Here is a 25876-nt window from a genome sequence, read left to right as displayed (position 1 = left end):
GTCACTGGCTGCGCCTTGCTCATAATGTGTTTAATTTGAACAAAAATTAAACACTAAAGATAAACAGCCCCTAGGGTGCGATCAGTAATAACTGAGGCGCACAAGCCTCAAAAAATATCGATGATGAATAGCGAGCAAACAGCGATACTTTTCATTGTTGATCAGTTTCACGGATGAAGTTTGATGAATACTCCCCCAACGCCAGTAAGCACGCTGGCTGAGCTCCAACAAGCCATCGCCGCTGGTGAAATGCTGAATGCCGCACTGTTTGAGCAACACAACCTTGATGCGCTGCTTGACCAACGCGATAGCGCCCCATTTGATACGGCGTGGATGGCCAGCTTTAATACCATCAGCCGCCAATGGCAGTCAGCAGATCTTGCCTCTGACGCTATCGACGCTTTACGCCAAGAGAGTTTTTTAGCAAGCAGTCGCCATACACAACAGCACGAAATTGCCAGCTATGTCAGTGATGATTTTGAATTGATCGGTAAAATGTTGCTGTTGGGCGCAACAGAACCTTTCGTCCAACACCTGCTGTCGCAATATCAGCAAAATTGTATTCCATATCGTATCGCCACGGATGCGGACTAGGAGATAACCACTATGTTAAATACACTATTTGTGGTGCCTAAAGCGAAAATTGATAACAACCAATTGATGTCGATAAGAAAATTAACTGGCGCAGCGCTATCGCAAATCAAACAAGCTGCCGAACATCAACAACCTATTTGGCAACTTGATGAAGTGTTTGCTGGCACTTGGGAGCAAGACAAACAGTTTCTGGTCACGCTATACCAACAACTTCCCACTGGCGCCTATCGGCTGTATGACGGTGAAGAACTCGCAGAAGCGACCTTGCTGGATGCCGCCAGTTTCTACCAACGGTTGAAGTTATTACGTGAAATTGAGTTGGAGCAAGCGCTGCAAACCGCACTCGAAACTGGCGAGATTGACAGTGAAGACGAGTTTGTTGCCGACGAAGATGACAACTGGCTGCCAGCCCCTCCGGCTAACGCTGGCGCGGCAGCACCAGACGCCACCAACCCATAAGACCGCATTGGAAAGTGCGCTTTAGCGCTAACAGTTAACTGCCACCATCGGACGGATACACACCTTCCTTGTTCTTAGGGGCTCGTAATGAAAAAATATCTGTTTACGTCTCAGCTGTTTGCCGCAGTCGGCTATTTAGCTGCTTTCTTGCCAAAATTGGCGGCGAGCTACCGCTCGATATGACGGCGGCGAACTATCGCTTGGTTTTTCTCAATCCGCTCGCCCTGCCCTACATCTTGATGGAGTTGGGCTTTGGCATCTTGATGACGTTGTTGCTCAATACGTTATTGCGAAAATTCGTCTTTGTTGCCGAGTAACATCGCAAGGCAGACGTCTAACACTGCGGAATCACACAAGGCTGCCACTCGGCAGCCTTGCTTGTATTAGCCATTAGATGCCAGAGGTTGGCCGTTCTCACCAATAATCCACTGGTAATGACTCTCTTCAACCTGCGGCCATTGGAGCCGTGTTAGCTGTTGCTGCAACACCTCATCACTTACGGCATGAGGCCGCTGGCGGTTTTGCCGTTTAAGCGTAGCGCTATCCAGATGGAAAATGACCATAGTGATCAAGGCGCCGTAATTCACGGCGAGCGTTGTCAACGGCTCGCGAAAATCCTGCCGAATATTGGTGGCATCCCACACCACATCCTGACCTGCGGCCAGTGCCTGCTTCAGCCGCTGCTTCGCCAGTTGCAACATCTGCCCACGGTTCTTCTGATTGCCGCGCTGACCATTGATTTCGGCGCGGATCTCATCCAGCGAGATCACGAGCCAATCATCGCGGCGCTGCTGCGCAATCCAGCTGGATTTGCCACTACCACTGGCCCCAAACAACAGATAAAAATGGCTGTATTGCTGGCAACGTTGATAAGTCCGCGCCAGTGCCTCGACGGGCTGCGCAATGTCGCGTGTCGCCAACTCGCGTAAGGCGTAACCATCAACATAACGTTGTTCAGCATCAGTACTTTTTTGCTGCACATCGGCCAATAATCGCTGCCGAAAATCCGCGTTCCAAAAGCCATATTCCTGCGCAAACAGACGAAACTCGGCCAACAGCGACAACTGTGTCGCTAAGTCCTCACAAATACGTCCCTGCATATCGGCGCGCTCTAACCAGTAAAGCAACTGCAGATCAGCATTGAGAGCAAGTTTTAGATATTCGGCATAATCGGCATTGCGTACCACCAGCAACTTAGGTAACTGGTGGTAACCCACCAGTCCCATAATGGTTTGCACCACTGAATAGGCCAGTGGTAACGACATCAACGCCACCGAGATCATGTTGCGCCCCAGCGCTTCATGCCCAGGCGCGACGATACGGATTTCGCCGTCCCGCTCACGCGGCTGCGTGGTGGCTGGTTTGCCTATATCGTGCAGCATAGCCGCAAGGATTAATGCCTGACGCTGCTCGCCAGTCAGATGTTGCGCTTCTGTGGCGAATAGCTGGTACAACTCGGTGAGTACCATCTGTGTATGAATGGCAACGTCGCCTTCACTGTGCCAACGCGCATCTTGTGGCGTCGCAGCCAACTGATGCAGCGCTGGAAATGTATCCCCCAAATAGCACAACGCTTCGGCAAAGTCAGGCGTGCCGCTGCTTTTCAGGGTTTCCAACCACTGATTAATCTTCATCTTGCGCCCCTAGACCATTGACGATCATCTCTGCCTGCATCCAATGCTTTTCGGTATTCACATGGCCTTTACGCACCCATTTACCGACACTATTAGCAAAATCAGTGAAAGCAAATCCAGCCGCGCGGCGCACCACATAACCTTCTTGCGTGTGCGTATCCAACGGCAGTTGCCGGATCAGCGCTTCGTTCCACCTGCCGCGATACAACTCAGGCACGACCGTTAAGCCGAGACTCGCAGCAAAGCGTTGCGTCTCGTCCCAGCTCAAACAGCAGTTGTGCTCATTCCACACCGAAAATACTAGAAAATAGTCCGGCAAATTGTCGTAGCCAATCGAATGCCGCGCATAGAGATTTTCACCGCAAATGCGCCATCCTGCGGGAATTTGCCAGCCGATCTTGCCTTGCAATGCTTTAATGACCGCGCGAGATGGATGATAACGGCTGTCGATAGAACGGGCATGGCTGCCATCGCAATACAGCGTGGTATTTTCGCCATCCATTTTTTCAGTCACCACCACTTCTACATCAGTAAAATTAGCGGTATCCAGCAAACGAATATCATCGCTGCTGACGCCTTCTGACCAAGGCAGGTGTGGGGTACGGGGATATTTGGTTCTCATAGTAATTCCCTCTGTTAACTTAACAAAAAATCCAAGTAAACAGGCACCAGCAGACCTCCTGCAAAAACGGCAGGATTAACACTGATGCAAAGATAGGGATTACATAATCATTCCTTTGATAACGAGTGATAAAGCCGATAACAGCGGCTCATCCGATGATTAAAACGCGCACAGAGTGCCCACCTCATGCGCAAAAGTCAACCATGTTACAGCGATTACCCTTAGGTTTTCAGCGGTTAGCCACGCTTATAACATGGCCGTTCTAGCGTTAGCTCAACGGGCAACACCCGCAGATAACCTCGGCAGAATACGCTACTCTGGAGGCAAGTGAGTGCTAACCCCACCAATGGCTGAAGCAGCTAAACGGCAACAGCCCCGTGTGATAGTCATTGAGCTATTGGTGTTGTTTTTGCCAATCGTCCTCTTGAAAAACAGCGATTAAGCCACCAGATAAGGATTTAACTCCATCAATATCAATGGATTTTGAGGCCGTTAATTAAAGCAAGGGCAAAGCAGTTTTCGCACCACGCAGAACTTATTCCGCCTTGCCGCAACAACGGTGAAACCACTTTTTACGACGCCGAGCGCCAGTAAAAAGTAGCGCAACATAAGGGACATGGATGCAAGCCCAACGAATAAGCGATCCCGTCAGCATCGATGCTGATGCGATCAGCACACTAATTAACGCTAACATCACGCCGATCATTCAATTTAGCGAAGCGCCAAACAGCAATGAACTATTAGCAGAGGTAAATCAACTCTGCCAACGCTTTGAGGCGCAAATTGAAGTACGCTTTTACGGCTTCTATCAGCAACCACAAGGCTTTGATGGCCGCCGGTTACAACACTTGCCTGATGTCGCCAATCTGTCACTCGATTGCCTACAGCAAGCCACCCAGCTGGAGCAACTGCTACAGTTACCGCAGCTAACTAAGTTACGGCTGGGGATCTATCATTTTGACCAGCATGAGCTGCTGCACCGTCTCGATCTGAGCCAACTCACATCGCTGTCATTAGTTGAAAATCGCCAACGTAATATCGATCTCAGCTTCATCAGCGACTGCCCCAACCTCAACACGTTATTCATTCAAGGCCACAGCAAAAATATTGAGGTGATTAGCCAACTGACGCAGCTTAACTCGTTGGCGCTCAGCGGCATCGGTAATAAACAGTCGTTGGCGTTTATCAATCATCTCGATCAATTGCAATCGCTGTGGCTGATGCTTGGCAGTCGTGATTCCTTAGCCGAAATCACCCTGCCTGCGCTACAGCAACTGGAGTTGTGCCGCATAAAACAGTTAACCGATTTAGGTGATTTGAGCCGCTTTAGCCAACTGCAACAGCTCAAAATTGAAGACCAAGCTAAGCTTGGCCAACTCAGCTTCAGTCAACCTAACGACACCTTAACCGCACTAAAACTGTGGAATGTTAAACAGTTGCAAGCCATCAACGGTCTGTCCCAGTTATCCGCGTTAACCGCAGTTGATATCCATATCAGCCAACTGGCGTTAGACACACTGTTGGCTGAGCTGCCTGCACCAGTGGAAAAGTTTGATTTCAGCACCAGCAGTGCCAAGCAGAACCGTCTGCTGCAAGCACGGCTGCGCGAACTTGGCTATCGTTCCAATCGCCCTCAACATCAAGAGTCGTCATGCAACAGCTAACCCTTATCGAACACTATTTTGAACAAACGTTACCTTTGAGCTATCGCATGTTTCTAGAGAGTAACCCACCAATCCCGAATGAAGACATTCAGCTCTACAGTGCCAGCAACGTGATTGAACGCAATCACTGCTATGAGACCAAAACCTACGCGCCCGGCTTTATCAATATTGGCGATGATGGTGGCGGCATGGCATTTATCCTATCGTTAAATGCAGCTGACCCGATGGTTTACCGTGTGGGGCACGGTTCCATGGACCCACAGCATGCCGAATTAGTGGCACACAGCTTTAGCCAGTGGCTGGCGGATGGTTGTCCGGTCGTAGATGAGTAGCGAGTAAAATGATGAGCAAAACGGAATTGTTTGTCGATGCCTCAGGCATCTGGTGTATGGGCAGCCAACCCTATGGCATAAAGTGGGTCGACCTTTATCAGGTATGGGGTTACACACTGGACTATCCAGAGATTGGCTCCCAACTGGAACTAGCGCTAACCCACCACGGTGCCAACTTAGTTATCAACGCCACTTGGCCTGGCTTTGACAAAGCCGCTGCCGCTATCACCGAATACCTGTTTTTAGAGAATAACGACTGGCGACAACACGCGGCCGCGGTTAAAGCTGGCGCTGCACCCTATCTGGTTTGGAGCAAAGATGGTAAGTGAGCATGGACAGCAACATAGCAGCAGCGATACTGAGTTAGCAGTACGCCATTTAGTCGTAGGCAACGCCTACTGCATTGCCAAATCATTTGATGATGCCACAGGTAACTGCTGGCACAACGCCGGATTGTTATATTTTTGCGGCAGTGAATTTGATGCAGCGAAGCAATGGCTGACACTGTCTTTTTGCGAAGAGGATATGCCGGTAACGCTAAGCTTTGTGGTTGATCATCTCAAGCAACAACAAGTGCTGCAACAACTGCCAGACTATCTCGTCCCCGCGATGTTCCCGAGCGATACGCTAACACAGCAACTTGCGCCCCTGTGGCAGTTGCTGGCCGACGGCTCGGGCAAAACACTGCCAGTAGCCGAGTTTAGCCAATTAGGCAGTATGATTCCTGATACACAACTGCTGTTTACCGAGGCGTTTCAACAGGATGAACTGGCAAGCATTGCCGCTCGATTTGCGCCGTTTCTCTATCATGCGCAATATCTGCCGCTCCTGACGACTTATTATGACCAACTGTTAGTCATCGGCTACGGCGCCAGTAACGCGAACCAGATAGCCTACTTTGACCTTGATTTTGGCTTATGTCCGCTTAATTGTGACTTACCGCAATTGCTACAACAGCTGCAAGATTGACCCGAGGGCTTATGTATATCAAGTGCGATAATTGCCGACAAATCGACGCGACTGGCTATCGCGCGGGTTTTACTACCGCAAATGATTTCCATGATGCGCTCACCATGTTAGCGCAGTTAGAGACAACGGAACGGCTTAGCTATCTCGGTGACTATCTCTATCGCTGTAATCAGTGTCAGGCGCACTGGGATTTATCTGTGCCCGATCAAGCTTATCGTGGCTATCTGCGCCGAACGTCACTGACGACACAAAAAATTGAACAACGGCTCACCGCAATGCGGCCGACCAAGTGAGCCACTACATTGCTCCCAACAAAGCCAAGGAATGATAACTAATGGAAATCAAACAACTCTATTTTAATAGCAATGAGCTAGTAATCGCGTTTAGCAATGGCGACATCAGACAGTTTGATACCCGTGAGTATTTCAAAGACAGCGTTAATCTGCTGGTGCTACCGCAACGTCGTCGACGAGTCGATATCAGTGCTACCCAGCTACATTGGCCCAAAGTGCCAGGACAAACCCTGCTATGGCGTGAAACGAATTTGTGGGACTGTGAACTGACCTTATCCGCCGAGCAGTTGTATCAACACTCGCAGCCGATATCAGCTAACGACCTTGAGCGTGTGAACTGTTACTTGGTGCACAAAAATATCGCTCCCACGAAAGAGGATGCCAAGCACCATGTGCTGTACGCCATGCTCTACCCTTTTAACGATCCCTGTTTTTTGTTTGGTGAAAGCATCCATGGCGGCATGGGTGACCGCGGCGGCGCAACGTGGTTATCCGTCGAGGAGATAATGGCCAAGGACTACTGGCGGCAACACTTATTACAAGCGGACGGTGAATGGCTGTATCGCCTCATTGTTGACTACGGTACGCAGACGGATAAGTTGATCGGCCATATCATGACGCATATCAGCCAGCACACTATCTGAATTAGCGGTTTGATTAGCGCTGCTGCGCCCGTCATATCACCGTCAGCTCGCTCAGTTAGGGGATTAATAACGTGATAACAGACTAGCTATGGCATTGGGGCTGCACCATGCGCTTGCCTGCGGCCAAATAACACACAACTGTAAATATTTGCTACTATAGCGCCCGCTCAAACAAGAGACGAGTAGGTCTCCATGGATGATAACAACAACTAAACTTAGCTTAACTATGCCGATATCGGCATTTTTCACAAGGAAGTGTTACTGTGCTCCATAGCCACAACCCCCACCAGTTTCCGTTAAAGAAACTTAAGCAACTGGCCCATAGCCTGTGCGATAGCTTTGACTCCCGCTACAACGATGCCGATGGCTATTGGGCATTGGGAGTGCTGTACCAATTAGCGCAGCAACATCACGTTCCCAGTGTCTGCCTAGATTTATATCAATGCCAATTAATCCCCGATGACACGGCGTTGCATCCACTATTACTGTGTTGGTTTCGCAAATTAGAGCAAACGCTGCAACAGTTCGACATACCATCACAACTGATCAAAGGCGCGACCATAGAGGTCGAATTTGCCGTGCCATTACCACAAAGTTCGCGCTCAAAAATGCACCAGTTACTTACGCGTTTTATGCAGCTACACGCCGCACGCGCGTGCCTTATCCGCTGCACGCTCGAAAATGTGTTTGGCGATGTGCGCGTGGCCAAGCGTTATAGCAGTTGCTGGCCGCACGATGCCAATAGAGAAACACGCAGCATCCGCCGCTTTAGCGAAGGCTGGCGGCATGAATAGCCGGTTATGTGCTAACTAACGGGCGCAAACTCCCCTCATAGGCAAAGGTTCAGATTATATGAAGTCCCTCGAACAACTCATAGATACACAAGACGATGCCATAGTGCAGATCCGCACATGGCAACAAGAAGCAGAACTCAGTGTCACACTGCTACCCGCTGCCGCCAATAGCGGCGAGCAACTACAGCAACTGCAACTCAGCACCCACTCGGTACTTGGCGCCTTGGTTTACCACACTGGCGGCGTATTGATTGCCGATGGCTGGTTGCGATTTTTAGGCTCAGGCTGCCCACAGCTGACGCGCGCTCTCGTCAGTTGGAATCACAGCAATAGCGGTTACTTGCTGGTGGCCGACGATGTGGTAGGTGGATTTTTTGCCATCAACGACGGCGCGTTAGGCAGCGATGTGGGTGATCTCTATTATCTGCCACCCGATGCACTTGACTGGGAGCCACTAGAAGTCGGCTTTAGCGATTTCTTTGCTTGGTCGATGAGCGAAAACTTACTGCAATTTTATGCCGACGTAGACATAACGCGGCTGCTGAGTGAATACCGCCATTGCAGCACAGAACACGCACTGCATTTCTACCCACCGCTGTGGAGCCAAGAAGGCAATGTAAGCCAGAGTGCTCGCCGACTGGTACCGCTGACCGAACTGCGGGCACTCAAACTAGCCAACTAACCACTCAGCAATGAATTAGCGTTCACAACAATCACAAGGAGTTTCTGTGAATTTAGCGCAATACCAACAGCAATTTGACGAAGATGATGCACCGGGCTGGGATGCCATAGATAACGCGCTCAATGCACTCTACCCAACGCAAGAGCCACAACATTACGGCACACTGATTAAATACCAACTTGGTGGGCCCGATCCGTTGGATGGCATCAGCGTCTATCGCAATGATGACCATCTGCACCTGGTCAGTTATGGTTTTTCCAACCTGTATTACGACGAAGAAGCCGTCGGTAAAGAGCACAGTGGTTTCGGCTTTGAGCTCACCATGCGTCTGCCACTGAGCGAAAACGAGCCCTACTGGGCAATGAATGTGATGCAAAATCTCGCTCGCTATATTTTTGAGAGTGGTAAATGGTTTGAAGCTGGCCAATACATTAGTGGCCAAGGCCCCATCAAACAGGAAACCGATTCCGCCATTACCTCATTAGCGCTGCAGCATGATCCGCAATTAGCGGCGATAGATACACCTCATGGCCGGGTGGAATTTCTGCAACTGTATGGTATTACTGCCGCAGAGTTGGCACGCGTGATTAGCGAAAAAAGTGCCCTGCCACTGCTGACAGAACAACAGCAACACAATCCGCTGTTAATCACTCAGTTGGACCGCAGTTAAGCGTGTCACATCGGCACTGTGCTGTGCATCTATATCTCAGCACAGTGCCGAACACGCTCCAGCAACATTAACGCCTCCCCAATTCCTCATTGGTTAAAAATCACCCAGTTAAACTCAGATTTAACAATGAAAGCCCTCGTTGGGTGTTTTTTGCGTCATATTGTCATATTATGTCAAACCTTGGCCACATTAGGCCGAATAGGTTGTTGGCAATCTGCCACCTATCCGCTTTACCGTACAAGGAATTGGTACATGTCAGAATCATTTATTCATGCCTGCGCCGAAGGCAACCGCCGCATTGCACAACTGCTGCTTGCGCAAGACAGCGACATCAACCCCAGCTACAGTGATGAACAGGGACGCACAGCCCTGCACTATGCCGCCGCCAAAGGGTTCTTAGATATCGTCACCGCGCTCATCGAAAAAGGCGCCAGCATTGATTACGAAGATCATCAAGGCCAAACCCCACTATTACTGGCCGTAGCCGCCAAGCAAAAGCAAACAGCACAATATCTGCTTGAAGCAGGCGCCCGCCCAGATATCAACGACAACCAAGGCAACAGCCTGTTGCATCTAGTGGCTAGCACCGGGCAACACTATCTGCTGCCTGCGCTGATCGATGCAGGGCTCGATATCAACTTAGCCAACCAAGCGGAAAATACCCCGCTATTGTTAGCCGTCAGCAATCGCAAACGCGACATCGCCGACACCCTGCTCAATCACGGTGCCGACATGGAGCAAACCGACGATGACGGCAACAGCGCCTTACTACTCGCGACCGCGCAAGTGAACAGACCGCTGATAACGCTGCTGCTGGAACATGGCGCCGATATCAACGCCGCCAATGACGATGGTTACACACCGCTGTTTACCGCCTGCATCAAACGCAACAACATGTTGGTGAAATATCTGCTGGAACAAGGCGCCGATCCGCTGCTTGAATCTAACGATGGTTTATCGCCAGTGTGGCTCGCTTGTGCCAACAACCAAAAAGATGTGGTGACAGCGTTTATTGATAACGGTGTTGATGTCAACTACAGCAAGAGCACCGGCAGCCAATTTGCCCTGCAAACTTATCTGGAACGTTTGGTCGATTTAGCCAGCTTACGCCGTGACCATGGTGACACGAGCTACGCCAACCTGAGCTGCGATGGCGAAACCCTGCTGCATGTCGCCACCAAGCAAGGCCATTTAAGCATGGTCAAACTGCTACTGGATCTCGGTGCCGAGATTAACGCCGTAGACGCCGCCGGCAACAGTGCGCTGCACTATGCCGCCGTGGTCGGTAAAAATGATATTGTACAAGAGCTACTACGCCGTAACGCCGATAGCGGCCTGTACAACAAAGCCGAACAGCAAGCGATTGACTACAGCAACCGCAAAGGCTTCAACGAAATCACCGAGATGCTACTGGCGCAAAAGCAGGAGCACGCACATGGATAGGAAAGAACGCCCGCTGCTAGAGGTTATCGCCCGCGATATGAAAAAGGGCTACTGGAAAGCCGCTGATGCCGCCCGTTATGCGCCAATGTTGTTTCCACAAGTGCCGCCCAGCGATACCGTGCGCCGTGCAGTGGCCGCAATTCATCAACAACAATCCCGCGCTGAACAGCTCAAAGCGCTGCAAGCCTTGGTGATTAAAGAACGCGATGGCCGCGATTTTCTCAAAGAGTTTGAAACTCTGCTCAGTGGTAAACGCGACCCGCTGCTCACCAGCAGTGACAAGCAGCAAGACAACAGCCAGTACCGCGACATCATTATGATGTTACTGGCGACCAACTTTGCCTCACAAAAAACCAGCGTGACCGTCACCGCCGATATCAGCGAACTGTATCAGCGGATCTATGGCGAACAGAGCAGCGAGTTTAGTAGCGAGCAAAGTGCCGAAGCGGTATTGACCGAATATATAGCTGGCGCCCTGCTGCAACTGAATGCGGAATTGGTCTAACTCAAGGAGGAGTGATGAGTTTACTCACGGCCTTAAAGGCCGAAGATTATGCGCTTGCCACCACAGTGGCGGCGACGAGCTGCGATGCAGACATTCGCCAAGCACTAACTGCCTGTTATTTTATGCAAAATTTGCATCGCTACTGGCAAGCCACCGAGTTCATTTTACTGTTGCAGCAACGTGGCATAGTGTCGTTAGCACTGGATGACGATGGAGCCAACAGCCAGCAAACTGACGTTACTGAGAGTTTTTCGCCAGCATTACTGGCCGCGCTTGAGCTGGAACAACCCGCTCCTGCCAGCGCCGATTACGTCATTGGCACAGAGCTGATTATCAAGCAACTGCTTGAGGGCTGGGGCCGCTGGCAAGACGAGGCGAAATTGGCCGCGTTGGCGCAGTATTTACCGGCTGTCAGTGGGCTTAATGCCAACTTTGGTCAACTGCTCAGGTTGGCGATTCAACAGCGCTGTCCGCTAACCACCATTCAACAACTGGTCGACGCGGGTTGCGATGCGCAACTGTTGTCAAAGGCGCAAGAAAACTACTTGTTCGAGGTGGTCAAGTCGATTGCCGCCGACCATGACCAACTGGCGGCCTATGTGGATTACTTTGTCGCGCAAGGCTTGAACATCAACCACACCAATGTCGTCGGCAACACGCCATTGGTGACACTGGTAAAACAAGGCAATATTGCCGCCATTGATGTGCTATTAAGCGCTGGCGCCGATGCCGACATGACCTTTGCCAACGAGCAAGATCTGTTGGAAATTGCGTTAGCCAGCGGGCAACTTGAAACCATCAAACATCTGCAAGCGCATGGGCTGCAGTTTGATTTTGATAAGCGCGATAAAGAGCAAAAGAGCCTGCTGTATTGGTTTTTGGATGACCGCACTCGCTTTCATAAAGGCGCAGGCTATAAGAACGACTTGAAACTGCTGGTGTTGCTACTTAACGACCAGCCCGATCTCTATCAAAGCAACCCTGACAGTTATCGCAACCAACCAAATGCCACGCCAATGCACCGTTTACTCGACCATGAGCCGGACGTGCTGCAGTTAGCCCTACATCTGCTGCATCCGGATCTCAACTACACCGATGAGCATGGCAATACGCCGCTGCATCTGGCGGCGGCTAACTATGTCAATTATGAACCTGCGCGCGCCGAGGCCATATTGCAGCGTGTCAAACTGTTAGTCAGCTATGGCGCGGATGTCACCCTGCGCAATCACCAAGAGCAAACCGCCGCCGATGTCGCCAGCGACGATGATTTAAAAATCCACATCGTTGAATGGCTCAAACAACAGGAAGCCAACGCATGAGTCAATTTCCCTATTTTGCCGATCCTTATCATTTCAGCTATCTGCTCGATGAAACGCAGCCCTGTGACTGCTGTGGGGCAGAGGCAGTATTTGATGCTAGCTTATTTAGCGGCATTGCTGAGATTGACGCCATCTGCGCCGATTGTCTGGCCGCCGGCAAGCTAAAAGCACTTGATATTGAAACCAATGAGCCGCAGTTTAGCGATAACATCACCGCCCGTGACACCATTCGCTACTGCACCCCTAAGCTGCCGAGCTGGCAAGGCATCTTTTGGCCGTGCATTGATGGCGAATATCCGCGTTTTGAACGTATCGCCAGCCAAGCCGACTTTGATGATATCGACGACTTCAAATGCAGTTTCAGCGCCGCGACCTTGGCGGTAACCGATATCAATCACCTTTGGCAATGGATGAGTGACACGCCAATTGACTCGATTGCCGAAGGCGGCGATATCAGCGTCTACCTGTTTAGCCTCAATGGCCGTAAGCATTGCCTGTGGGATGCCAATTAATGACCTTTGATGACACCACGCTGCAGGCCATTATCGACTGCAAACCTCAGGGTGACTTTGGCCCGTTTGCCGCTAGCGATGAAGAAGCAGCAGAAAACTATGCCTGCCAACTACGTGCCGCCATTGCAGCGTCCAATCAGTTTGCGGTGTATCAGCAAGCCGATGAATACGGCTCGGGCTACGCATCGTTTTTTGATCTGTTTATTAGCAAACAACCGCTGCAAACAGCGCTCGCAGACGGCGAAAACCGCGACGTTGACGGCATTAGTTTGTATATCAATAGACTAGCGCCAATCGCAGTATTTGGCCCGCAGCAGGTTGCCGTCAAACAAAGCTGGCCTGGCACCATTCAAGGTTGGCGCGGCCATGTACCCGTTTCCCAACTTAACCAACTGCCGAGCGGTGACTGGCGCGAGGAGTTAGCGACCATCAACTATTGGCTGCAGCAGTACGGCTATACCCTGCTCGACCCAACCACAGCCCAACAACCACTGTCTTTTAGCGCCGCTGATGTTGGCTATGAGTGGAACCTGTTTGGCACTGCCACCGTGTACGACGCATTATTCTATTGGGTCGATTAAGCTCGGCTCATCAGCATATTTTAGGAGATCTCATGGTTAATGGATTCACCTTTTTTACCGCCCAGCCCGGTTTTATCCCGTTCCCAGCAGCAACCGAGGTATTTACCGAGCAGGCTGAACAATATGCGGAGCAATTTATTCCGCTCGCCAGCGTTCAGCTAGATAAGTTCTTCGACAACCTTGATGGCACGGTGCATTTTCTGCTGCCCACCAGCATTTGTGTTGATGAACAAACACAGCAAATTCATCAAGTAGCGACGGACAGTTACAGTAAGCATGAATACTGGCTGGCTTGCCAAGTCGTAAATGGCCGCTACCACATGACATTGCCGCTACAACAGCAATATGCGCTCAGTCAGCCAAGATTTCAGCCGTTAGCTAGCGCATTACAACAGCGCCGCGCCCGCTTGCTGGCTACTGGTGCGCTGCATCATCCCTGGGCCAAGCCGAATGAGGCAGACCACTACCAAGATGATGATCGCGTTGAGTTAATCTGCAACTTGGCGGGCCACAGTTTTTTCGGTAACTGGAGCAGTGGCAGTAGTCTGCCCATCAAAGAATGTGGCTGCACGATAGACGAAGATGGCGATGAGATGCCCATCGAGCTTCCGCTCACTGAAGATGGCCGCCCGTTTGTGTTTATCGGCCGGATTGCGGCATATCACTATGTGCACCACACGCCAGATGATATCTGTCTTGTCGAAGCTGATATTTTGTTATTTTTCGACCCCATCAGCCAAGTGGCGCTGAGCACTTTTGAGTTTTCATAACCGATTAACGTTCGCTGGCGGTAATAAAGTGCCGCGTTATGCAGCGCCCGGCACCAAGAGACTTCATCGTTATCGCCCACAGTCGTTGCTGGTTAAGTTTGCTCCCCAACGTTCATGCTGTGCAGTCATCACTTAAAGGTAGCTTGGGGCTGTCAGCCAAAAGCAAAATGAAACCCAGCAGCTCGATACAAGTCGATAGTGGCAACTGGCAGTCACTGTATCTGCCCTCCACCGATAACCAATATATTTGGCATGAGCAGCAAGGTACATTAACCTTGCCCGCAGGTAACCACCGATTGATCATCAGAGTAGATTACGGCGAACCCAATCTTGACTGGTTTCGCTTACAATAATGGATAGTAAATAACTCAGCAGGAGGCTGACCAATGCAACAAGGTCGCATAAAACACTCATGGCTTATTACGCTCGCACTGGTAGCGACCCCGTCGATGGCCTGCCAATGGAGCGCCGAGCAACTGGTCGGTGACTATGATGCCACCGAGCAAGCGGGATTTTTTGAAACCTTTGCCCTTGATGCTGATGGCGGCTTTCAATCATGGTTACATGAACGGCCGGACGCCAATGGCGAATGGCAGTTAGACGACCAATGTGTACTGCAGATCAGCGTCACTGGTCTAGATAATCCTATCGTTCTAACCGTGCAATCCTTGTCCGATACCAGTATTGAACTCAGCGAAGATGGCCAAGTCACTAGCTATCAACGGCTGAGCAATTAACCGATGACTAACACCAGCGAACCAGTGCCACTGCCCAACCAACTCGGCTTGGCACTCGATGCGGCGTTTACGCAGGCCATTAGCTTTGCGGAGCTACAACAATGGGCGGAAATGCACGTAGCGGAGTTAGCCACACCGCCAGACTATCTGCTGGAGTTGCTCAGCTTTGATGGCACCTTAGCAGCGCTTGCATCCATGCTAGGTGACATCGCAGAATCTGATCTCAGTGCCACCGAACAGCAGGCACTGGCAGGCATTGCAGATCTGCGTGGTATTGCTCGCTTTGAGCCATCGCCCTCACCGGCTAAAGCAGCCAAAGCGTTGCAACAATCACCGCAATTATTACAGCGCTTTTGCCAACAATTTCCGTTTATTGCACTGGCCCCGCAACAATGACGGCGTGCAACACATTGAAAGCGATGGCGTTCAGGCAACCGTTCAACCACGCGGTGCAGACCTTTGCCGCCATTGCACCACATCTGGCACAAGCGCCAAGCCTCGCCACGGTGGAACTTGCACACACATTTTGGCAATATGCGCCTGCACGTGTGCAGCCACAGCCAAGTATTACCATTGGTGCCGCGCAGATTGAAGCCAACCTTTATTTGCCCCGCAACAGGAGTTAAGCCGCATTGATATTTGCCGTAGATTGTCAGTATGCTGAGAACAGCGCCGTAGCGGCGGGCATTACGTTTACCCGCTGGGACGCAGCACAAGCCACGCGGGCGTGGACCAAACAAGTAACGCCCATTGCGCCGTATGTTCCCGGACAATTTTACCAACGTGAACTACCGTGTATTTTGGCGTTGCTACCAACGTTAGCCTCATTGCCAGAGCTTATCATTGTCGATGGCTACGTTACGTTGGGCGAGCAACAGCGTCCCGGTTTAGGTTGGCACCTGTATCACGCGCTTAATGAACAAGTGCCAGTGATCGGTGTGGCTAAAAAGCCATTTATTGGCACGCCTAAAACGACTGAGATCCTGCGTGGCAACAGCCACAATCCGCTCTATATCAGCAGTATTGGCGTTGAGCTTGAGCAAGCCAAACAGTGGATATTGTCGATGCATGGTAAACATCGACTGCCCAGTTTACTTAAATATGTCGACCAGTTAGCCCGCGGCATAGCGAGGGAAATATGAGTCAATCAGCTAAACACAGTGACCATTGTTTTAAACCGCAACAGGCCACCGCACCAAACCTCAGTAGGAAGGAATATGGGCAATTAATTGATGCCTTGCTCTACGCTAAGCTCAACAGCGAAACGCCCGCTATCGGATATCAAGCGTTGACTGATGACCTTAAACAGCACCCGGTTGGGCAATTGATTGCCAGTGCCTTATTTGACAACAATTTGCAGGCGCTCGACCAAGCGGCGCAACTGCTGGCGCCAAATACGCCTAACTATTGGGTAGCCTTGATGCGCGCGTAGCAGCACCAATTATCAATGACAAAGCAGCAATATTTTGTCTATCCATTAACCTAGGGGCTGCTTATCTTTAGTGTTTAATTTTTGTTCAAATTAAACGCGTTGTGAACGAGGCGAGACCTGCGACGCTTAGTCAACTAAGCAAGCTGGGCGCAACAAAGTTCAGAGTGCGTTTAAATGAACCCTTCGGGCAGCGACAGCGCGCAATTTATTCAGCGTTAGGCGCTGTTGGTGGAGAATAACTACACGGCACATCACCTGCCTTGCCTAAATCACGCGCTGCCTACTGCAAAAACAATCAGCAAAGATAAACAGCCCCTAGCTTGCTGTTAGTAATTGCAGTTTTATCCTATGACCGACATAATGGCGCCATTGACATAAAATGACATACTAAACTGATGCATTACTTGCTATACGGAAATGGCATAACGCATAACCACTCGGTTAATTGCGCCAATATTAAATCACTACTGCCACTGAAGATGAGCTTGCCGCAGCCGATCGTTGGTGCGTTCCCTACCTTGGAGTTTAATAGCCAAGGCAAGTTTATCCTGCCGGACTATCTGCGCTACGGCGTACTCAATATTGTCAGTGAACCGTTAGCGGCCCTACTCGATCAGTTCCAGATCCCGCACCAACGTTTTGCCGTAAATTGGCGACATAATGGCGAGCAGCAGTCACGTTTTGTAGCGCATTTTATTGGAGAACATGCGGCGCTGGATGAGCAAAAATCGCAGTTCGTTCGCGATGAATACGGTGACATTGATACCCTAGATAAACTGGTGTTAGATGAGCAGCAACTGACCGATGTACATTTCACCCAGTTAGCGCAATGCAGCTATGTTGTTTATATCGTCAGTGACCGCTTTAAAGATGCAGTAAACCAAGCACAATTAACTGGCATGCGATTTAGCCACGCCAAGGATGCGCAATAATATGGACATTAAACAGCTCATCGTTCACCATGGTGCTGACATTGACGTGAGCCATCATCGCTGCTTGCGGTTAAGCGAGGCGCTGCCGCTCACGCTGATTGCCGCAGGCGATAACGACATCGTCAGTAAAATCTTCATTGATGGTACGCTACTGGCACAACTCCACTGGGCCAACCATTACAGCTTTGAATTGCTGTATATGCCCACCAGCCAAGTGTTATTTATCGGTGCTGGCGCTCTGAGCGCGCGCATTCACGTTCCTACTCGCACACTGATTGGCCAATGCCACCCGCTGCTGTTTTGGGGCTTCAACGAAGTCCAAGAGCAGCGCTATGTCCTTGAACAAGGTGAAGTGGAATGTATGTTGTATCGTGCCGATGGCGAGATGGTAGCGCGAGCACCGTGCGATCCGCCTTATGCGCTAGAAGTCACCGAACAAGGCATTAAGTTAAGCTCAGATCTGTTTGGTGAGGCTTGGCTTGAATATCCCGACGCTGCCATGGCGCGCCACGGTGACGCAGGGTAACGCTGATGCATCAATATCAACATTCCGCATCGCCGTTTATCACCAAAGTGACGCTTGATAATACCCTCGCCTATAGCGCTGCCGACCTTGAGCAGTTGCTGCAACAGCTTGAGCAAGGCATTGCGGTCTATGGTTTTACGCCAAACATTCACCTAGTAGTTAACGCCAGTTATTCCTATTGGCCTAGCTTAGACAAATTAATCAGCGCCATGCTGACAGGCAAGTTGGCGTTAGTTTGCGCTGAACATGCTCAGCTAAGCGCCACCATCGCTCACTGGCAGCAACTGAACCCGAGTATTTACATTCAACACTATTTGCCGAGCCATGCGAGCAACGCAAGACCATGGCTTAACGAGTAAACCGATGACCTATCGCCCAGAAAACAGCAATGCCGCACGCAAAGCCCTTAATCAATATCAGCAACTGCTCAACCATCCATCGGTCATCCCCGAGCAGTGCTATCGCATGAGTGATAACTATTACGCAATGGTGTGTTTTACCAATCAGGTGATTGCACTGTTTATTGGCAAAAATTACTCGATGATCCCGCGCTTTATCGAGCGGGCTATGCAGCAGATGCAACGCTTTGAGGCGCAGCCAAACACCTTGGCCTACCAAACGCTGGTCAAAGATTATTTCGCACTGATGCTGTATTTTTTAGAACAGCTGCAGCAGCGCGAATGCGAGTGGCTGGTGCCCGCAACGGCCGAAGCTTTACGGCAACGTTCATTGCATCCTGCACCAGAACTGTCTGCGGCACTCGCGCTGCAACTACTGCAAAGGAGTGACGCCTAATGAGCCCACAACCGCAACATCCATTTGACCAGTTAGTGTTTAAAGATTTTGGCTGGAATATCGACCTGCATCATCCGCTAATGGCGGCAGAGATCACCCTGAGTGTCGATGGCGAAGCAGACCAGCCCCCAGCGGCGTGGCAACGTGCGGTGTACGATGAATTTATGCAGCACAGCGAACGCTTGACCACCCAAGTCTATCAGGCGATTTTTGATTACTACCAAAGCGTCGCCCCAGCATATCGCGACCAATATCAACAGCATGATTGGCAACAAGCGCTGCCTGAAATCACTCAAGTCGCGCAGATTAAACCGCTGCTGACACCCGCTGGCATTGTGGTGCCAGACCTGTTCCCTGAGCACGGCGAAATCGGCTTATTGTTTGAATGCTCATGGGAGCCAGAACATGGCCTCGCAGTAAAAATCCAACATAACCAAGTGGTTGAAGTTGGTTTTCAAGATATCTGTATTTAGCCAAACGTCATGCCATTAATGAGATTCACAGGACAAGGTCACTCATGAATACTTCCCATGACAACGACATCAGCATCGGCCCCGACCAATGGATTGAAGTGCCGCCCCTCAGCGCGCCCATTAGCCAAGCGGTTGCGCTCGACCCACTGATGAGCGAGTTACTGCCCATGTGGCAAGCACTAGAAACTGAGTGCGTTGCGGCGTGTTGTGGTATTGATGCCTTTGGCTTGTGGCCGGAAGATGTGCTGGCGCATACCGCCCAGCTATCTCACGCTAGCTTGTCGCAACAACTGGCGGCACTGATTGAGCAAATCCAACGTACCCCCGCCGCAATCTATGACAGTGATCAGCTCAACAATTACTTTAGCCGTGAGACCTTACTTGCACTGCTGCAACATTTGCAGCGCGTATTTCATGGCAACTGCTAAGGACATTTTATGTCAATCCGTTTCCCGGCAAATTGGCCGATATTTAAATATCACCCCGACCCTATCGCCTCTGGGGTGATAATCCGTTTTGACGGCCATTGTCCCTGCTGCCAACAACAACGCGGTTGGGGTTATGTTGGGCCGTTTTTCTGTGTAGATGAGGTAGAAAACCTCTGCCCATGGTGCATTGCTGATGGCCGCGCGGCGCAGCAATTTGATCTCACGTTTATTGATGAATTTAGCATGGAGCAATTGGGCGATAGCGCCAAAGACGCCGAGCTGATGCAACGCACGCCCAACTATTTTTATCTGGCGATGAATGACAGTTGGCCACACCACTGCGGCGATTATTGCCGCGTAGTGCCAACGACAGAAATCACCGCCACAGCAGCCGTCGCGGCGCATCAACAGCAACTGCAAGCGGATATTACACGTGTGTGTCAGGAGAACGACCTGACTGAAGACGAGTTCAACGCCTTAATTGCTCAAGATGATGCGCCGTTTGCCGTGCAACTGTTTCAATGTTGCCATTGCCACCAATTTCGGCTGACCGGTGGTTTTGAGTAACCCATGAGCGTTCAAAAGGAAGTCCCATGTTATTAGCTCTAGCCATTGGTGATGCTTACGGCGCTGGCTTTGAATTTGCCGAGCGCAGCAAAATCGAGCAACACAACCATCTCACCCACTATGAACAGCACGGTTTAGGTATTCAGCCAGGCTGCTATACCGACGATACCCAAATGTCGCTAGCGATTAGCGAACTGCTCATCGAGCAACAGCCATGGACGCCGCTAAACATCGCCAATAAATTTGTGAGCTGCTACCAGCGCGACCGCCGCTTAGGTTATTCCAGCGGTTTTCAACACTTTTTAGATAGCATTGAGGATGGCGCCGAATTACTGGAAAAGATTAATCCCCACAGTGATCGTAACGGCGCCGCTATGCGGGCGGCACCTATCGGTATTCTTGCTGACATTGCGCAGCTGTTGCAGTTTGCCAAAATGCAGGCGCAAATCACCCACGATACGCCGGAAGGGATTGCATCAGCACAAGCCATCGCCCTCGCCGCCCACTTCTTTATTTATGACCTTGGTGATAAATCCGTGCTAACCGCCTTTGTCAGCCAGCATACCGCGACAATGTGGGATGACAACTGGCACGCCGAAGTGCCATGCAGCGCGTGGGAAACCGTTAACGCCGTGCTGACGTTACTCACTCACTGCGACAGTGCCGAGCAAATATTGTTGCAGGGGGTGAATTTCGGTGGCGATGTGGATACCGTCACCGCCGTCGCGCTCGCCATTGCCTCACAGAGCGCACAATACCAGCAAACACTGCCGGCATTTTTAACTCGTGATTTAGAGCGCGGCACTTATGGGCACGATTATCTAGTAAAACTCAGTGAGCAGTTAATGGCGCTGAAGCAGCCGCAATGCCAAGTATCAGGGGCAACGACCCGCCAGGACGTAGTAGGTATGCAACATATTCAATTTTATGCCACTCAAGTTGCTGGGATTACCAATGTCTTTAGCGAAGATTTTTGCGTTTTTAGCCTCTGCTTTAGTGAGTCCGATAACGAAACAGACCAGAACTGGCAGTTTCAACGCGCGCTTGGAGAGGATGGAGCACTCGCAAGCTTGGGCGAAGAAGATGAAGGTATTTGCGTGGTGCAAGAACCACAACTGCAGACCTTTTATGAAGGTATCACCTCACTGGCAATTAGCCGTAGCCAATTACGTTGTCAATTTGATAGCGCAACTGCTGAGAAAATTGGGATTCAATCACTGCATATTCGTTACCAATTAGAAGACGCACAGTGGCAAGAACTAGTGCAAATTGCAAAGCATGTGATAGTGCAATGTAACTATGCCAACATCATCGAATAAAAAGCTAAAAAGAGATGATAAACATGAGATTTAAATATATTCATCAAATGGCGCTAGCTGATTTAGCCATTACAGAGCATTGCCAATGCTGCGGGGAATATAAGCCAATCTATCGTTTGGGCCGTGAAGTGCTCATCAACGAGCAATGGCAACAGGTAGACGAGCTTTGTGCTGATTGCCTGCAACATGTCACTATCAAAACCGATAGCTGGCTCAATATTGAGGTGGCGCAGCGCATGCTCAATCGCTATTTTCCCAAGGGCAGTATTGATAAACAGCAAAAAAAGGCGCGCGCGACCGCGATATTAGATGAGCTATTACATACGCCAGCTATCGTACTTGAACTGAGTGACTGGCCGCATTGTTGCGCTGATTACGCCCCATTTTCGGGGAAGGTCGGCCACAGCTATCAGGGCGACATCCAGCAACTGATGCCATGGCCAGCGCAAGAAGCAGAGACCAATCACCAGCAACTCTTGACCCGCCTGATCGCTGGTGAAGACCCCGTACTGACCTTTAGCTGCCCACACTGTGGCAAACGCTATTGGCTGTGCCAACCAAGTTAACAGGCCACCGAATGAATTACCCATTAACTAAAGCGGAACAACAACTGGTACAGCAAGGCGATATCAAAAATGCCACGTTACAGCTGCGTGATCGCCTTGGTATATCGCTAAAACAGGCCAGCGATGCCATCAAACACTACCGCGTTGAAGCGCAGCTACTTATTCCACCAACGATCGTCGGTATGGATAATGCGCCGTTGAACTTTCGTGCCTTGGTCTGCTTTTACAGCACGCTAGCACCTGCCGAACTCGCTCAGCAGCTCAGCGGCCAGCTTGGCTGCCAGTTGCTACACAATAGCAGTGGCCGCTTTGAGGAGTTCATCACCTATGAAGGGCAAGTATTGGGGATTCCGCTGACATTGCAGCTCAATGACGCCGCCACCCAGCAGTATTTACTGGAGATCACGCCGCACGCCAAAGCGGATACGGCAAGGCAAACATGGGTGGATTTAAGTCAACATTTAGCCGCGCAGCTCACACAGATTGAGGCGATTAGCGCGATCAGCTGCCCAGAAAACGAGGCGTATTAAATGACAAAAGCTCATCTCTTGTATCACGCCGACCGAATCGCCTTACCACTGCGTTTACTGCAACAACGCTTTGGTAACGAACAGTGGGACGAAGCCGCTGATGCCATCATCGAACAACTCAATATTATTCGGCCGAATAAATCCATTGCGGTAGCGTTTGATGTTGATACCAGCCACAGCAATCCGTGGTTTCATAGCATGGCGGTGACCATCACAGGCGCAACACCCGCTGAATTGACGCAGTTAACCACTTGGCTGCACCAACAAGCATTATTGGAGCAGTAACCATGGCCTACGATCTTCATAGTGGTATTAGCCGCCGTCAGCAGCAATATCGCTTGTCATTAACCGAAGAGTTGCACGATGAACTGTTCAGCGTGATTCGCTCACGCGGGCTGTCGCTGCCCGTGACGCTCAAGCTGGCTGATTACTACCAAGACCAACACCTGCCGTGTGAGCTTCATCTACGCTGGCGTGAGGAACTCAATTTGCTGCTATCCCAGCAACTATCAACGGCGTTAGCCCAAACGCTGCGGCAGATGCTTGCGGTATTACAGCAAGCGATGAATGAGAACTTATCGATTTATTGGTTTGCCGATTAAGGATAATGATGACCACGCTTAAGCAACAACTGCCGCACTATTTGGCACAACTCCATCATCAAGATGCCACAACTCGTGAACTGGCAAGCGCCTATCTAGGTGACATGTTGGAATATGAAACCGTTGATCTTACCACCCAGCAGCAGATCATCGACCAGCTCAGCAAACAGTTAGCCAGTGAAGAAAATCTCTCGGTGATGGAAGCGCTACTGAACGCACTGAGCTTTTGCTGTTATCGCGGTCTAACATTGCCTTTAGCATTAGTGCGTAGCCGTTATCAGCAGTTTGATGCCAACTGCCGCGCGCAAGCCGACATCATTTTAGCAGAAGGCGCGAACGGCAATCACCAACACTAAGCGAGCGCCAACCTCGCAAGGAATGATATGGAGATAATTCACTGTGAGTTTTACCGCCAAGGTCTGGGAATGGGACAGTTATAACGAGCAGGAGAAACTCGAAAAGCTCTACCAGTTGGGCTTCGCCTTAGTATTTCTAAGCACAGATTCTGCTAAGCAAAAACAACACGTTAATGACTGCCCATTTTGCGATGTGTGGTATGAGCACTGCGTTCACGTGATTGAATTTATCAACGTGATGGGCGAATTTACTGCGCCACCGCTGCTGGAAAAACTACGCGCACTTGAGCAAAGCTTTAAGGCATTAACCACTGATGAGATGCAGTGCCATAAGCTTGCCATCTTTGATAGCGCCGGCTGGCAGCAACTACGCCAGCAAAGTGCCGAGTTGCTCTCGCTGTTGGAGTGGGATTTGTTAGTGCGGTTCTACAACGAACTCGACACCTTTAAGCGCTTAGCAAGCCATAACGACTAGGATGCCATACAGTGCAGTACAGCAAAGAAGATATTGAAGACCTTATCGACGGATTTAAATATACCGAAGGCGTCGAGCTCGACAGTAAAACCTATGTTGGCAAACATCCCTATGAGTCACCTATGTTGCGCTGGTGGCGTCCGTGCATTCTGGTGCAAGACCATAGCTTTGCCAAATTAGATCTGCATCCGAATGATGATGAGGTTTATGCACGCGCCTCCGCGATGTTTTGGCAACGTATCCAACAACATGTCGATATTTCCCAAGGGCTATCTTTCAAAGCCAGCGTCAACAGCTGTGAGTTCTGGATGAACATGCGGGTAGCCCCTCATGCCAATTTTGTTGAAGCGTTTAGCCTATATGAACAACATAGCGAATTGGTGGCGGTCGATGAACAGCACCAGCTATTGATAGGGGTGATGACCGAAGATCCAACCGAATACCAAGAACAACTGTGGCTGTTCCTGCTGCGTTATGAACTGGATGAACAAGGGCAACCGCATTTTGAGCAGCTAGCACCAATGGATAACACACAGCAATATCACGGATATGAGTAATGAACATGAGCCGATTTTCCCACTTAGCCGCACAACTCGCGCCATTTGGGCAACCGCAACCACAAGCCAGCAATGATTGGCGTGGCGATTTTCCCCTGCCGCAAACCTTAATCGATTTTTATCAACAGGTCGGCCCCAATAACTTACAACTGTGCTGTGATGAGTTAGTCGAAATACCAAGCTTGGCAAAACTGTGGGACTATCAAGCAGGCTATCGTTGGCATGGTCGCAATGGCGCAACTATCGACGGCTGGCCCCCAACTGGCTCGTCATCGCGAACAATAATGCTGACCCCATCGTATTTGACCTAGCCTCTGAGCAGATCCTGTTTGATATCCACGGCGGCGAATGGCATTTTCAGCCGCTCGCACCAGACTTAGCCACCGCATTCGGTGCTTTTGCCACCATGGCACAAGCGATAGCAGAGTGTGACGCTGATGAATATTGGGACGATGACGACTGCACCTATACCCAACAAGCACTGGATTATCGTTTCCAAAAGCTCAGCGAGTTTTTAGGTAGTCCACAAGCCGCCAGCAATTTTCTAAACGTGCTGGCGTGGTAACTTAGCCGCTCATCACCACCGTAGATAGCGACTCAGCATTTATCGACCAATTGCTTTATAATGCCGCCGCGGTAATTATCGCACAGCAGTACAGATAAGCCGCCGTTTACATTATCTAGGTTTTGCTCATCAGCCATAGCTGATGCCACAAGGACGTTATCCATGCCAAATTACCCAACTGTTCGTCAGTTGTTATCGCTATTTTCCGTTGATGTCGGGCTGGAAGAAGCCGCCGCCCATGGCGCCCTCATCAACTGGCTCAGCGAGCAACAGCGGCGGCAACAACTGAGTGATGAACTACAAGCACTGCTGCAAGACAGCAGTATCTCTTTGGTTGAACTCCTCGATAACCCCGATTTTGTGGTGTACCCCGCCGATGATGAACAAGATGCACGACAATATATTCTGGCAACGCTGTGGCAGCCATTGACACAGATGACGCCCTAAGTTTCCCTCGGCATTGCTCGAAAAATTCCTCTATAATGCCGCCGCAGATAGCCAGCAGCGGCTGAGCCGGTTCATAGCCTTG

The 25876-nt window shown here is 50.5% G+C and carries 45 protein-coding genes; 42 read left to right on the top strand and 3 right to left on the bottom strand.

Annotated features, from left to right (window positions below; all coding sequences use genetic code 11):
* Positions 1–183 precede the first annotated feature (183 nt).
* From ACN0TT_RS15485 to ACN0TT_RS15475, 3 genes are all read left to right on the top strand, one after another.
* Positions 184–594, top strand: a complete 411-nt coding sequence (locus ACN0TT_RS15485) for a hypothetical protein (protein WP_417763050.1) — start codon at positions 184–186, stop codon at positions 592–594.
* Positions 595–606: 12 nt separating this feature from the next.
* A complete protein-coding gene (locus ACN0TT_RS15480; RefSeq protein ID WP_417763049.1) occupies positions 607–1053 on the top strand; it encodes a hypothetical protein in 447 nt (148 codons plus the stop codon).
* A 68-nt stretch (positions 1054–1121) separates the two neighbouring features.
* Positions 1122–1370 (top strand): hypothetical protein, encoded by a 249-nt coding sequence (locus tag ACN0TT_RS15475; protein ID WP_417763048.1) that lies wholly within the window; start codon positions 1122–1124, stop codon positions 1368–1370.
* A 66-nt stretch (positions 1371–1436) separates the two neighbouring features.
* On the opposite strand, the gene ACN0TT_RS15470 is transcribed toward ACN0TT_RS15475, so the two are convergent.
* Together ACN0TT_RS15470 and ACN0TT_RS15465 are read right to left on the bottom strand one after the other, a co-directional pair.
* Positions 1437–2687 (bottom strand): AAA family ATPase, encoded by a 1251-nt coding sequence (locus tag ACN0TT_RS15470; RefSeq protein ID WP_417763047.1) that lies wholly within the window; start codon positions 2685–2687, stop codon positions 1437–1439.
* Positions 2677–3309, bottom strand: coding sequence for an RNA ligase family protein (locus ACN0TT_RS15465; protein ID WP_417763046.1), 633 nt, complete (start codon positions 3307–3309; stop codon positions 2677–2679). Before ACN0TT_RS15465 ends, ACN0TT_RS15470 begins: the two co-directional genes overlap by 11 nt.
* 620 nt (positions 3310–3929) lie before the next feature.
* On the opposite strand from ACN0TT_RS15465, the gene ACN0TT_RS15460 reads away from it, so the two are divergent.
* The 38 genes from ACN0TT_RS15460 (at position 3930) to ACN0TT_RS15275 (ending at position 25347) form a co-directional block, all read left to right on the top strand.
* Positions 3930–4973 (top strand): hypothetical protein, encoded by a 1044-nt coding sequence (locus ACN0TT_RS15460; RefSeq protein WP_417763045.1) that lies wholly within the window; start codon positions 3930–3932, stop codon positions 4971–4973.
* Positions 4961–5305 carry an SMI1/KNR4 family protein gene (locus ACN0TT_RS15455; protein WP_417763044.1) on the top strand — a complete coding sequence of 115 codons (345 nt, stop codon included), beginning with the start codon at positions 4961–4963 and terminating at the stop codon, positions 5303–5305. Before ACN0TT_RS15460 ends, ACN0TT_RS15455 begins: the two co-directional genes overlap by 13 nt.
* 8 nt (positions 5306–5313) lie before the next feature.
* The gene (locus ACN0TT_RS15450; protein ID WP_417763043.1) at positions 5314–5634 is read left to right on the top strand and encodes a hypothetical protein; all 321 of its coding nucleotides are present in this window, start codon (positions 5314–5316) and stop codon (positions 5632–5634) included.
* Complete coding sequence (locus ACN0TT_RS15445) at positions 5624–6274, top strand: hypothetical protein (protein WP_417763042.1); 651 nt, start codon at positions 5624–5626, stop codon at positions 6272–6274. The genes ACN0TT_RS15450 and ACN0TT_RS15445 overlap by 11 nt, the downstream gene beginning before the upstream one ends.
* Positions 6275–6285: 11 nt before the next feature.
* Positions 6286–6567 (top strand): hypothetical protein, encoded by a 282-nt coding sequence (locus tag ACN0TT_RS15440; RefSeq protein WP_417763041.1) that lies wholly within the window; start codon positions 6286–6288, stop codon positions 6565–6567.
* Positions 6568–6608: 41 nt separating this feature from the next.
* Entirely contained in the window at positions 6609–7211 is a 603-nt protein-coding gene (locus ACN0TT_RS15435) for a hypothetical protein (protein ID WP_417763040.1), read from the top strand.
* A 263-nt stretch (positions 7212–7474) separates the two neighbouring features.
* Positions 7475–8005, top strand: coding sequence for a hypothetical protein (locus tag ACN0TT_RS15430; RefSeq protein WP_417763039.1), 531 nt, complete (start codon positions 7475–7477; stop codon positions 8003–8005).
* A 58-nt stretch (positions 8006–8063) separates the two neighbouring features.
* A complete protein-coding gene (locus ACN0TT_RS15425; RefSeq protein ID WP_417763038.1) occupies positions 8064–8687 on the top strand; it encodes a DUF2625 family protein in 624 nt (207 codons plus the stop codon).
* A gap of 46 nt (positions 8688–8733) precedes the next feature.
* Entirely contained in the window at positions 8734–9357 is a 624-nt protein-coding gene (locus ACN0TT_RS15420; protein ID WP_417763037.1) for a suppressor of fused domain protein, read from the top strand.
* A 252-nt stretch (positions 9358–9609) separates the two neighbouring features.
* Positions 9610–10800: an ankyrin repeat domain-containing protein gene (locus tag ACN0TT_RS15415; RefSeq protein ID WP_417763036.1), complete on the top strand. Its 1191-nt coding sequence runs from the start codon at positions 9610–9612 to the stop codon at positions 10798–10800.
* Positions 10793–11305, top strand: a complete 513-nt coding sequence (locus tag ACN0TT_RS15410; protein WP_417763035.1) for a hypothetical protein — start codon at positions 10793–10795, stop codon at positions 11303–11305. Before ACN0TT_RS15415 ends, ACN0TT_RS15410 begins: the two co-directional genes overlap by 8 nt.
* Before the next feature lie 14 nt (positions 11306–11319).
* Entirely contained in the window at positions 11320–12624 is a 1305-nt protein-coding gene (locus ACN0TT_RS15405) for an ankyrin repeat domain-containing protein (protein WP_417763034.1), read from the top strand.
* Positions 12621–13136, top strand: a complete 516-nt coding sequence (locus ACN0TT_RS15400) for a CbrC family protein (RefSeq protein WP_417763033.1) — start codon at positions 12621–12623, stop codon at positions 13134–13136. The genes ACN0TT_RS15405 and ACN0TT_RS15400 overlap by 4 nt, the downstream gene beginning before the upstream one ends.
* On the top strand, positions 13136–13717 hold the full coding sequence (locus ACN0TT_RS15395; protein WP_417763032.1) for a hypothetical protein: 582 nt from the start codon (positions 13136–13138) through the stop codon (positions 13715–13717). The genes ACN0TT_RS15400 and ACN0TT_RS15395 overlap by 1 nt, the downstream gene beginning before the upstream one ends.
* A gap of 32 nt (positions 13718–13749) precedes the next feature.
* Entirely contained in the window at positions 13750–14487 is a 738-nt protein-coding gene (locus ACN0TT_RS15390; protein ID WP_417763031.1) for a hypothetical protein, read from the top strand.
* Positions 14488–14525: 38 nt separating this feature from the next.
* Positions 14526–14840, top strand: coding sequence for a hypothetical protein (locus ACN0TT_RS15385; RefSeq protein ID WP_417763030.1), 315 nt, complete (start codon positions 14526–14528; stop codon positions 14838–14840).
* A 33-nt stretch (positions 14841–14873) separates the two neighbouring features.
* A complete protein-coding gene (locus ACN0TT_RS15380) occupies positions 14874–15224 on the top strand; it encodes a hypothetical protein (RefSeq protein ID WP_417763029.1) in 351 nt (116 codons plus the stop codon).
* Between the two features lie 3 nt (positions 15225–15227).
* Positions 15228–15620: a hypothetical protein gene (locus ACN0TT_RS15375; protein WP_417763028.1), complete on the top strand. Its 393-nt coding sequence runs from the start codon at positions 15228–15230 to the stop codon at positions 15618–15620.
* A 23-nt stretch (positions 15621–15643) separates the two neighbouring features.
* Positions 15644–15850, top strand: a complete 207-nt coding sequence (locus ACN0TT_RS15370) for a hypothetical protein (protein WP_417763027.1) — start codon at positions 15644–15646, stop codon at positions 15848–15850.
* 6 nt (positions 15851–15856) lie between these two features.
* Complete coding sequence (locus ACN0TT_RS15365; RefSeq protein WP_417763026.1) at positions 15857–16366, top strand: endonuclease V; 510 nt, start codon at positions 15857–15859, stop codon at positions 16364–16366.
* Positions 16363–16656, top strand: a complete 294-nt coding sequence (locus tag ACN0TT_RS15360) for a hypothetical protein (RefSeq protein WP_417763025.1) — start codon at positions 16363–16365, stop codon at positions 16654–16656. Before ACN0TT_RS15365 ends, ACN0TT_RS15360 begins: the two co-directional genes overlap by 4 nt.
* A 485-nt stretch (positions 16657–17141) precedes the next feature.
* Positions 17142–17588 carry an imm11 family protein gene (locus ACN0TT_RS15355; protein WP_417763024.1) on the top strand — a complete coding sequence of 149 codons (447 nt, stop codon included), beginning with the start codon at positions 17142–17144 and terminating at the stop codon, positions 17586–17588.
* Between the two features lies 1 nt (position 17589).
* Positions 17590–18114, top strand: a complete 525-nt coding sequence (locus ACN0TT_RS15350) for a hypothetical protein (protein ID WP_417763023.1) — start codon at positions 17590–17592, stop codon at positions 18112–18114.
* 5 nt (positions 18115–18119) lie between these two features.
* Positions 18120–18473, top strand: coding sequence for a hypothetical protein (locus ACN0TT_RS15345; protein ID WP_417763022.1), 354 nt, complete (start codon positions 18120–18122; stop codon positions 18471–18473).
* Positions 18474–18477: 4 nt separating this feature from the next.
* Positions 18478–18909: a hypothetical protein gene (locus ACN0TT_RS15340; protein WP_417763021.1), complete on the top strand. Its 432-nt coding sequence runs from the start codon at positions 18478–18480 to the stop codon at positions 18907–18909.
* A complete protein-coding gene (locus tag ACN0TT_RS15335; RefSeq protein WP_417763020.1) occupies positions 18909–19382 on the top strand; it encodes a DUF6985 domain-containing protein in 474 nt (157 codons plus the stop codon). Before ACN0TT_RS15340 ends, ACN0TT_RS15335 begins: the two co-directional genes overlap by 1 nt.
* 44 nt (positions 19383–19426) lie before the next feature.
* Complete coding sequence (locus tag ACN0TT_RS15330; RefSeq protein WP_417763019.1) at positions 19427–19810, top strand: DUF6331 family protein; 384 nt, start codon at positions 19427–19429, stop codon at positions 19808–19810.
* A 9-nt stretch (positions 19811–19819) separates the two neighbouring features.
* Entirely contained in the window at positions 19820–20377 is a 558-nt protein-coding gene (locus ACN0TT_RS15325; RefSeq protein WP_417763018.1) for a CbrC family protein, read from the top strand.
* Positions 20378–20403: 26 nt separating this feature from the next.
* The gene (locus tag ACN0TT_RS15320) at positions 20404–21696 is read left to right on the top strand and encodes an ADP-ribosylglycohydrolase family protein (RefSeq protein ID WP_417763017.1); all 1293 of its coding nucleotides are present in this window, start codon (positions 20404–20406) and stop codon (positions 21694–21696) included.
* A gap of 23 nt (positions 21697–21719) precedes the next feature.
* Positions 21720–22262, top strand: a complete 543-nt coding sequence (locus ACN0TT_RS15315; protein ID WP_417763016.1) for a CbrC family protein — start codon at positions 21720–21722, stop codon at positions 22260–22262.
* 11 nt (positions 22263–22273) lie between these two features.
* On the top strand, positions 22274–22792 hold the full coding sequence (locus ACN0TT_RS15310; RefSeq protein WP_417763015.1) for a hypothetical protein: 519 nt from the start codon (positions 22274–22276) through the stop codon (positions 22790–22792).
* Complete coding sequence (locus tag ACN0TT_RS15305; protein WP_417763014.1) at positions 22793–23077, top strand: hypothetical protein; 285 nt, start codon at positions 22793–22795, stop codon at positions 23075–23077. It abuts the gene before it with no gap.
* A gap of 2 nt (positions 23078–23079) precedes the next feature.
* A complete protein-coding gene (locus tag ACN0TT_RS15300; RefSeq protein ID WP_417763013.1) occupies positions 23080–23394 on the top strand; it encodes a hypothetical protein in 315 nt (104 codons plus the stop codon).
* A gap of 8 nt (positions 23395–23402) precedes the next feature.
* The gene (locus ACN0TT_RS15295; RefSeq protein WP_417763012.1) at positions 23403–23750 is read left to right on the top strand and encodes a hypothetical protein; all 348 of its coding nucleotides are present in this window, start codon (positions 23403–23405) and stop codon (positions 23748–23750) included.
* A gap of 43 nt (positions 23751–23793) precedes the next feature.
* A complete protein-coding gene (locus tag ACN0TT_RS15290) occupies positions 23794–24225 on the top strand; it encodes a hypothetical protein (RefSeq protein WP_417763011.1) in 432 nt (143 codons plus the stop codon).
* 11 nt (positions 24226–24236) lie between these two features.
* Entirely contained in the window at positions 24237–24782 is a 546-nt protein-coding gene (locus ACN0TT_RS15285; protein ID WP_417763010.1) for a hypothetical protein, read from the top strand.
* A 5-nt stretch (positions 24783–24787) separates the two neighbouring features.
* Entirely contained in the window at positions 24788–25093 is a 306-nt protein-coding gene (locus tag ACN0TT_RS15280; RefSeq protein ID WP_417763009.1) for a hypothetical protein, read from the top strand.
* Positions 25000–25347, top strand: coding sequence for a hypothetical protein (locus ACN0TT_RS15275; protein WP_417763008.1), 348 nt, complete (start codon positions 25000–25002; stop codon positions 25345–25347). The genes ACN0TT_RS15280 and ACN0TT_RS15275 overlap by 94 nt, the downstream gene beginning before the upstream one ends.
* A gap of 32 nt (positions 25348–25379) precedes the next feature.
* Here the strand turns inward: ACN0TT_RS15275 and ACN0TT_RS15270 are convergent, their stop codons facing one another.
* Positions 25380–25511, bottom strand: a complete 132-nt coding sequence (locus tag ACN0TT_RS15270) for a hypothetical protein (RefSeq protein ID WP_417763007.1) — start codon at positions 25509–25511, stop codon at positions 25380–25382.
* Between ACN0TT_RS15270 and ACN0TT_RS15265 the strand changes: the two genes are divergently transcribed.
* A complete protein-coding gene (locus ACN0TT_RS15265; RefSeq protein WP_417763006.1) occupies positions 25510–25794 on the top strand; it encodes a hypothetical protein in 285 nt (94 codons plus the stop codon). The genes ACN0TT_RS15270 and ACN0TT_RS15265 overlap by 2 nt on opposite strands.
* Positions 25795–25876: the final 82 nt, after the last annotated feature.

Source organism: Shewanella sp. (assembly GCF_048265805.1).
Classification (GTDB): Bacteria; Pseudomonadota; Gammaproteobacteria; order Enterobacterales; family Shewanellaceae; genus Shewanella.
Note: the sequence above shows the minus strand (reverse complement) of the source record. Positions and strands in the feature narration are given on the sequence as shown.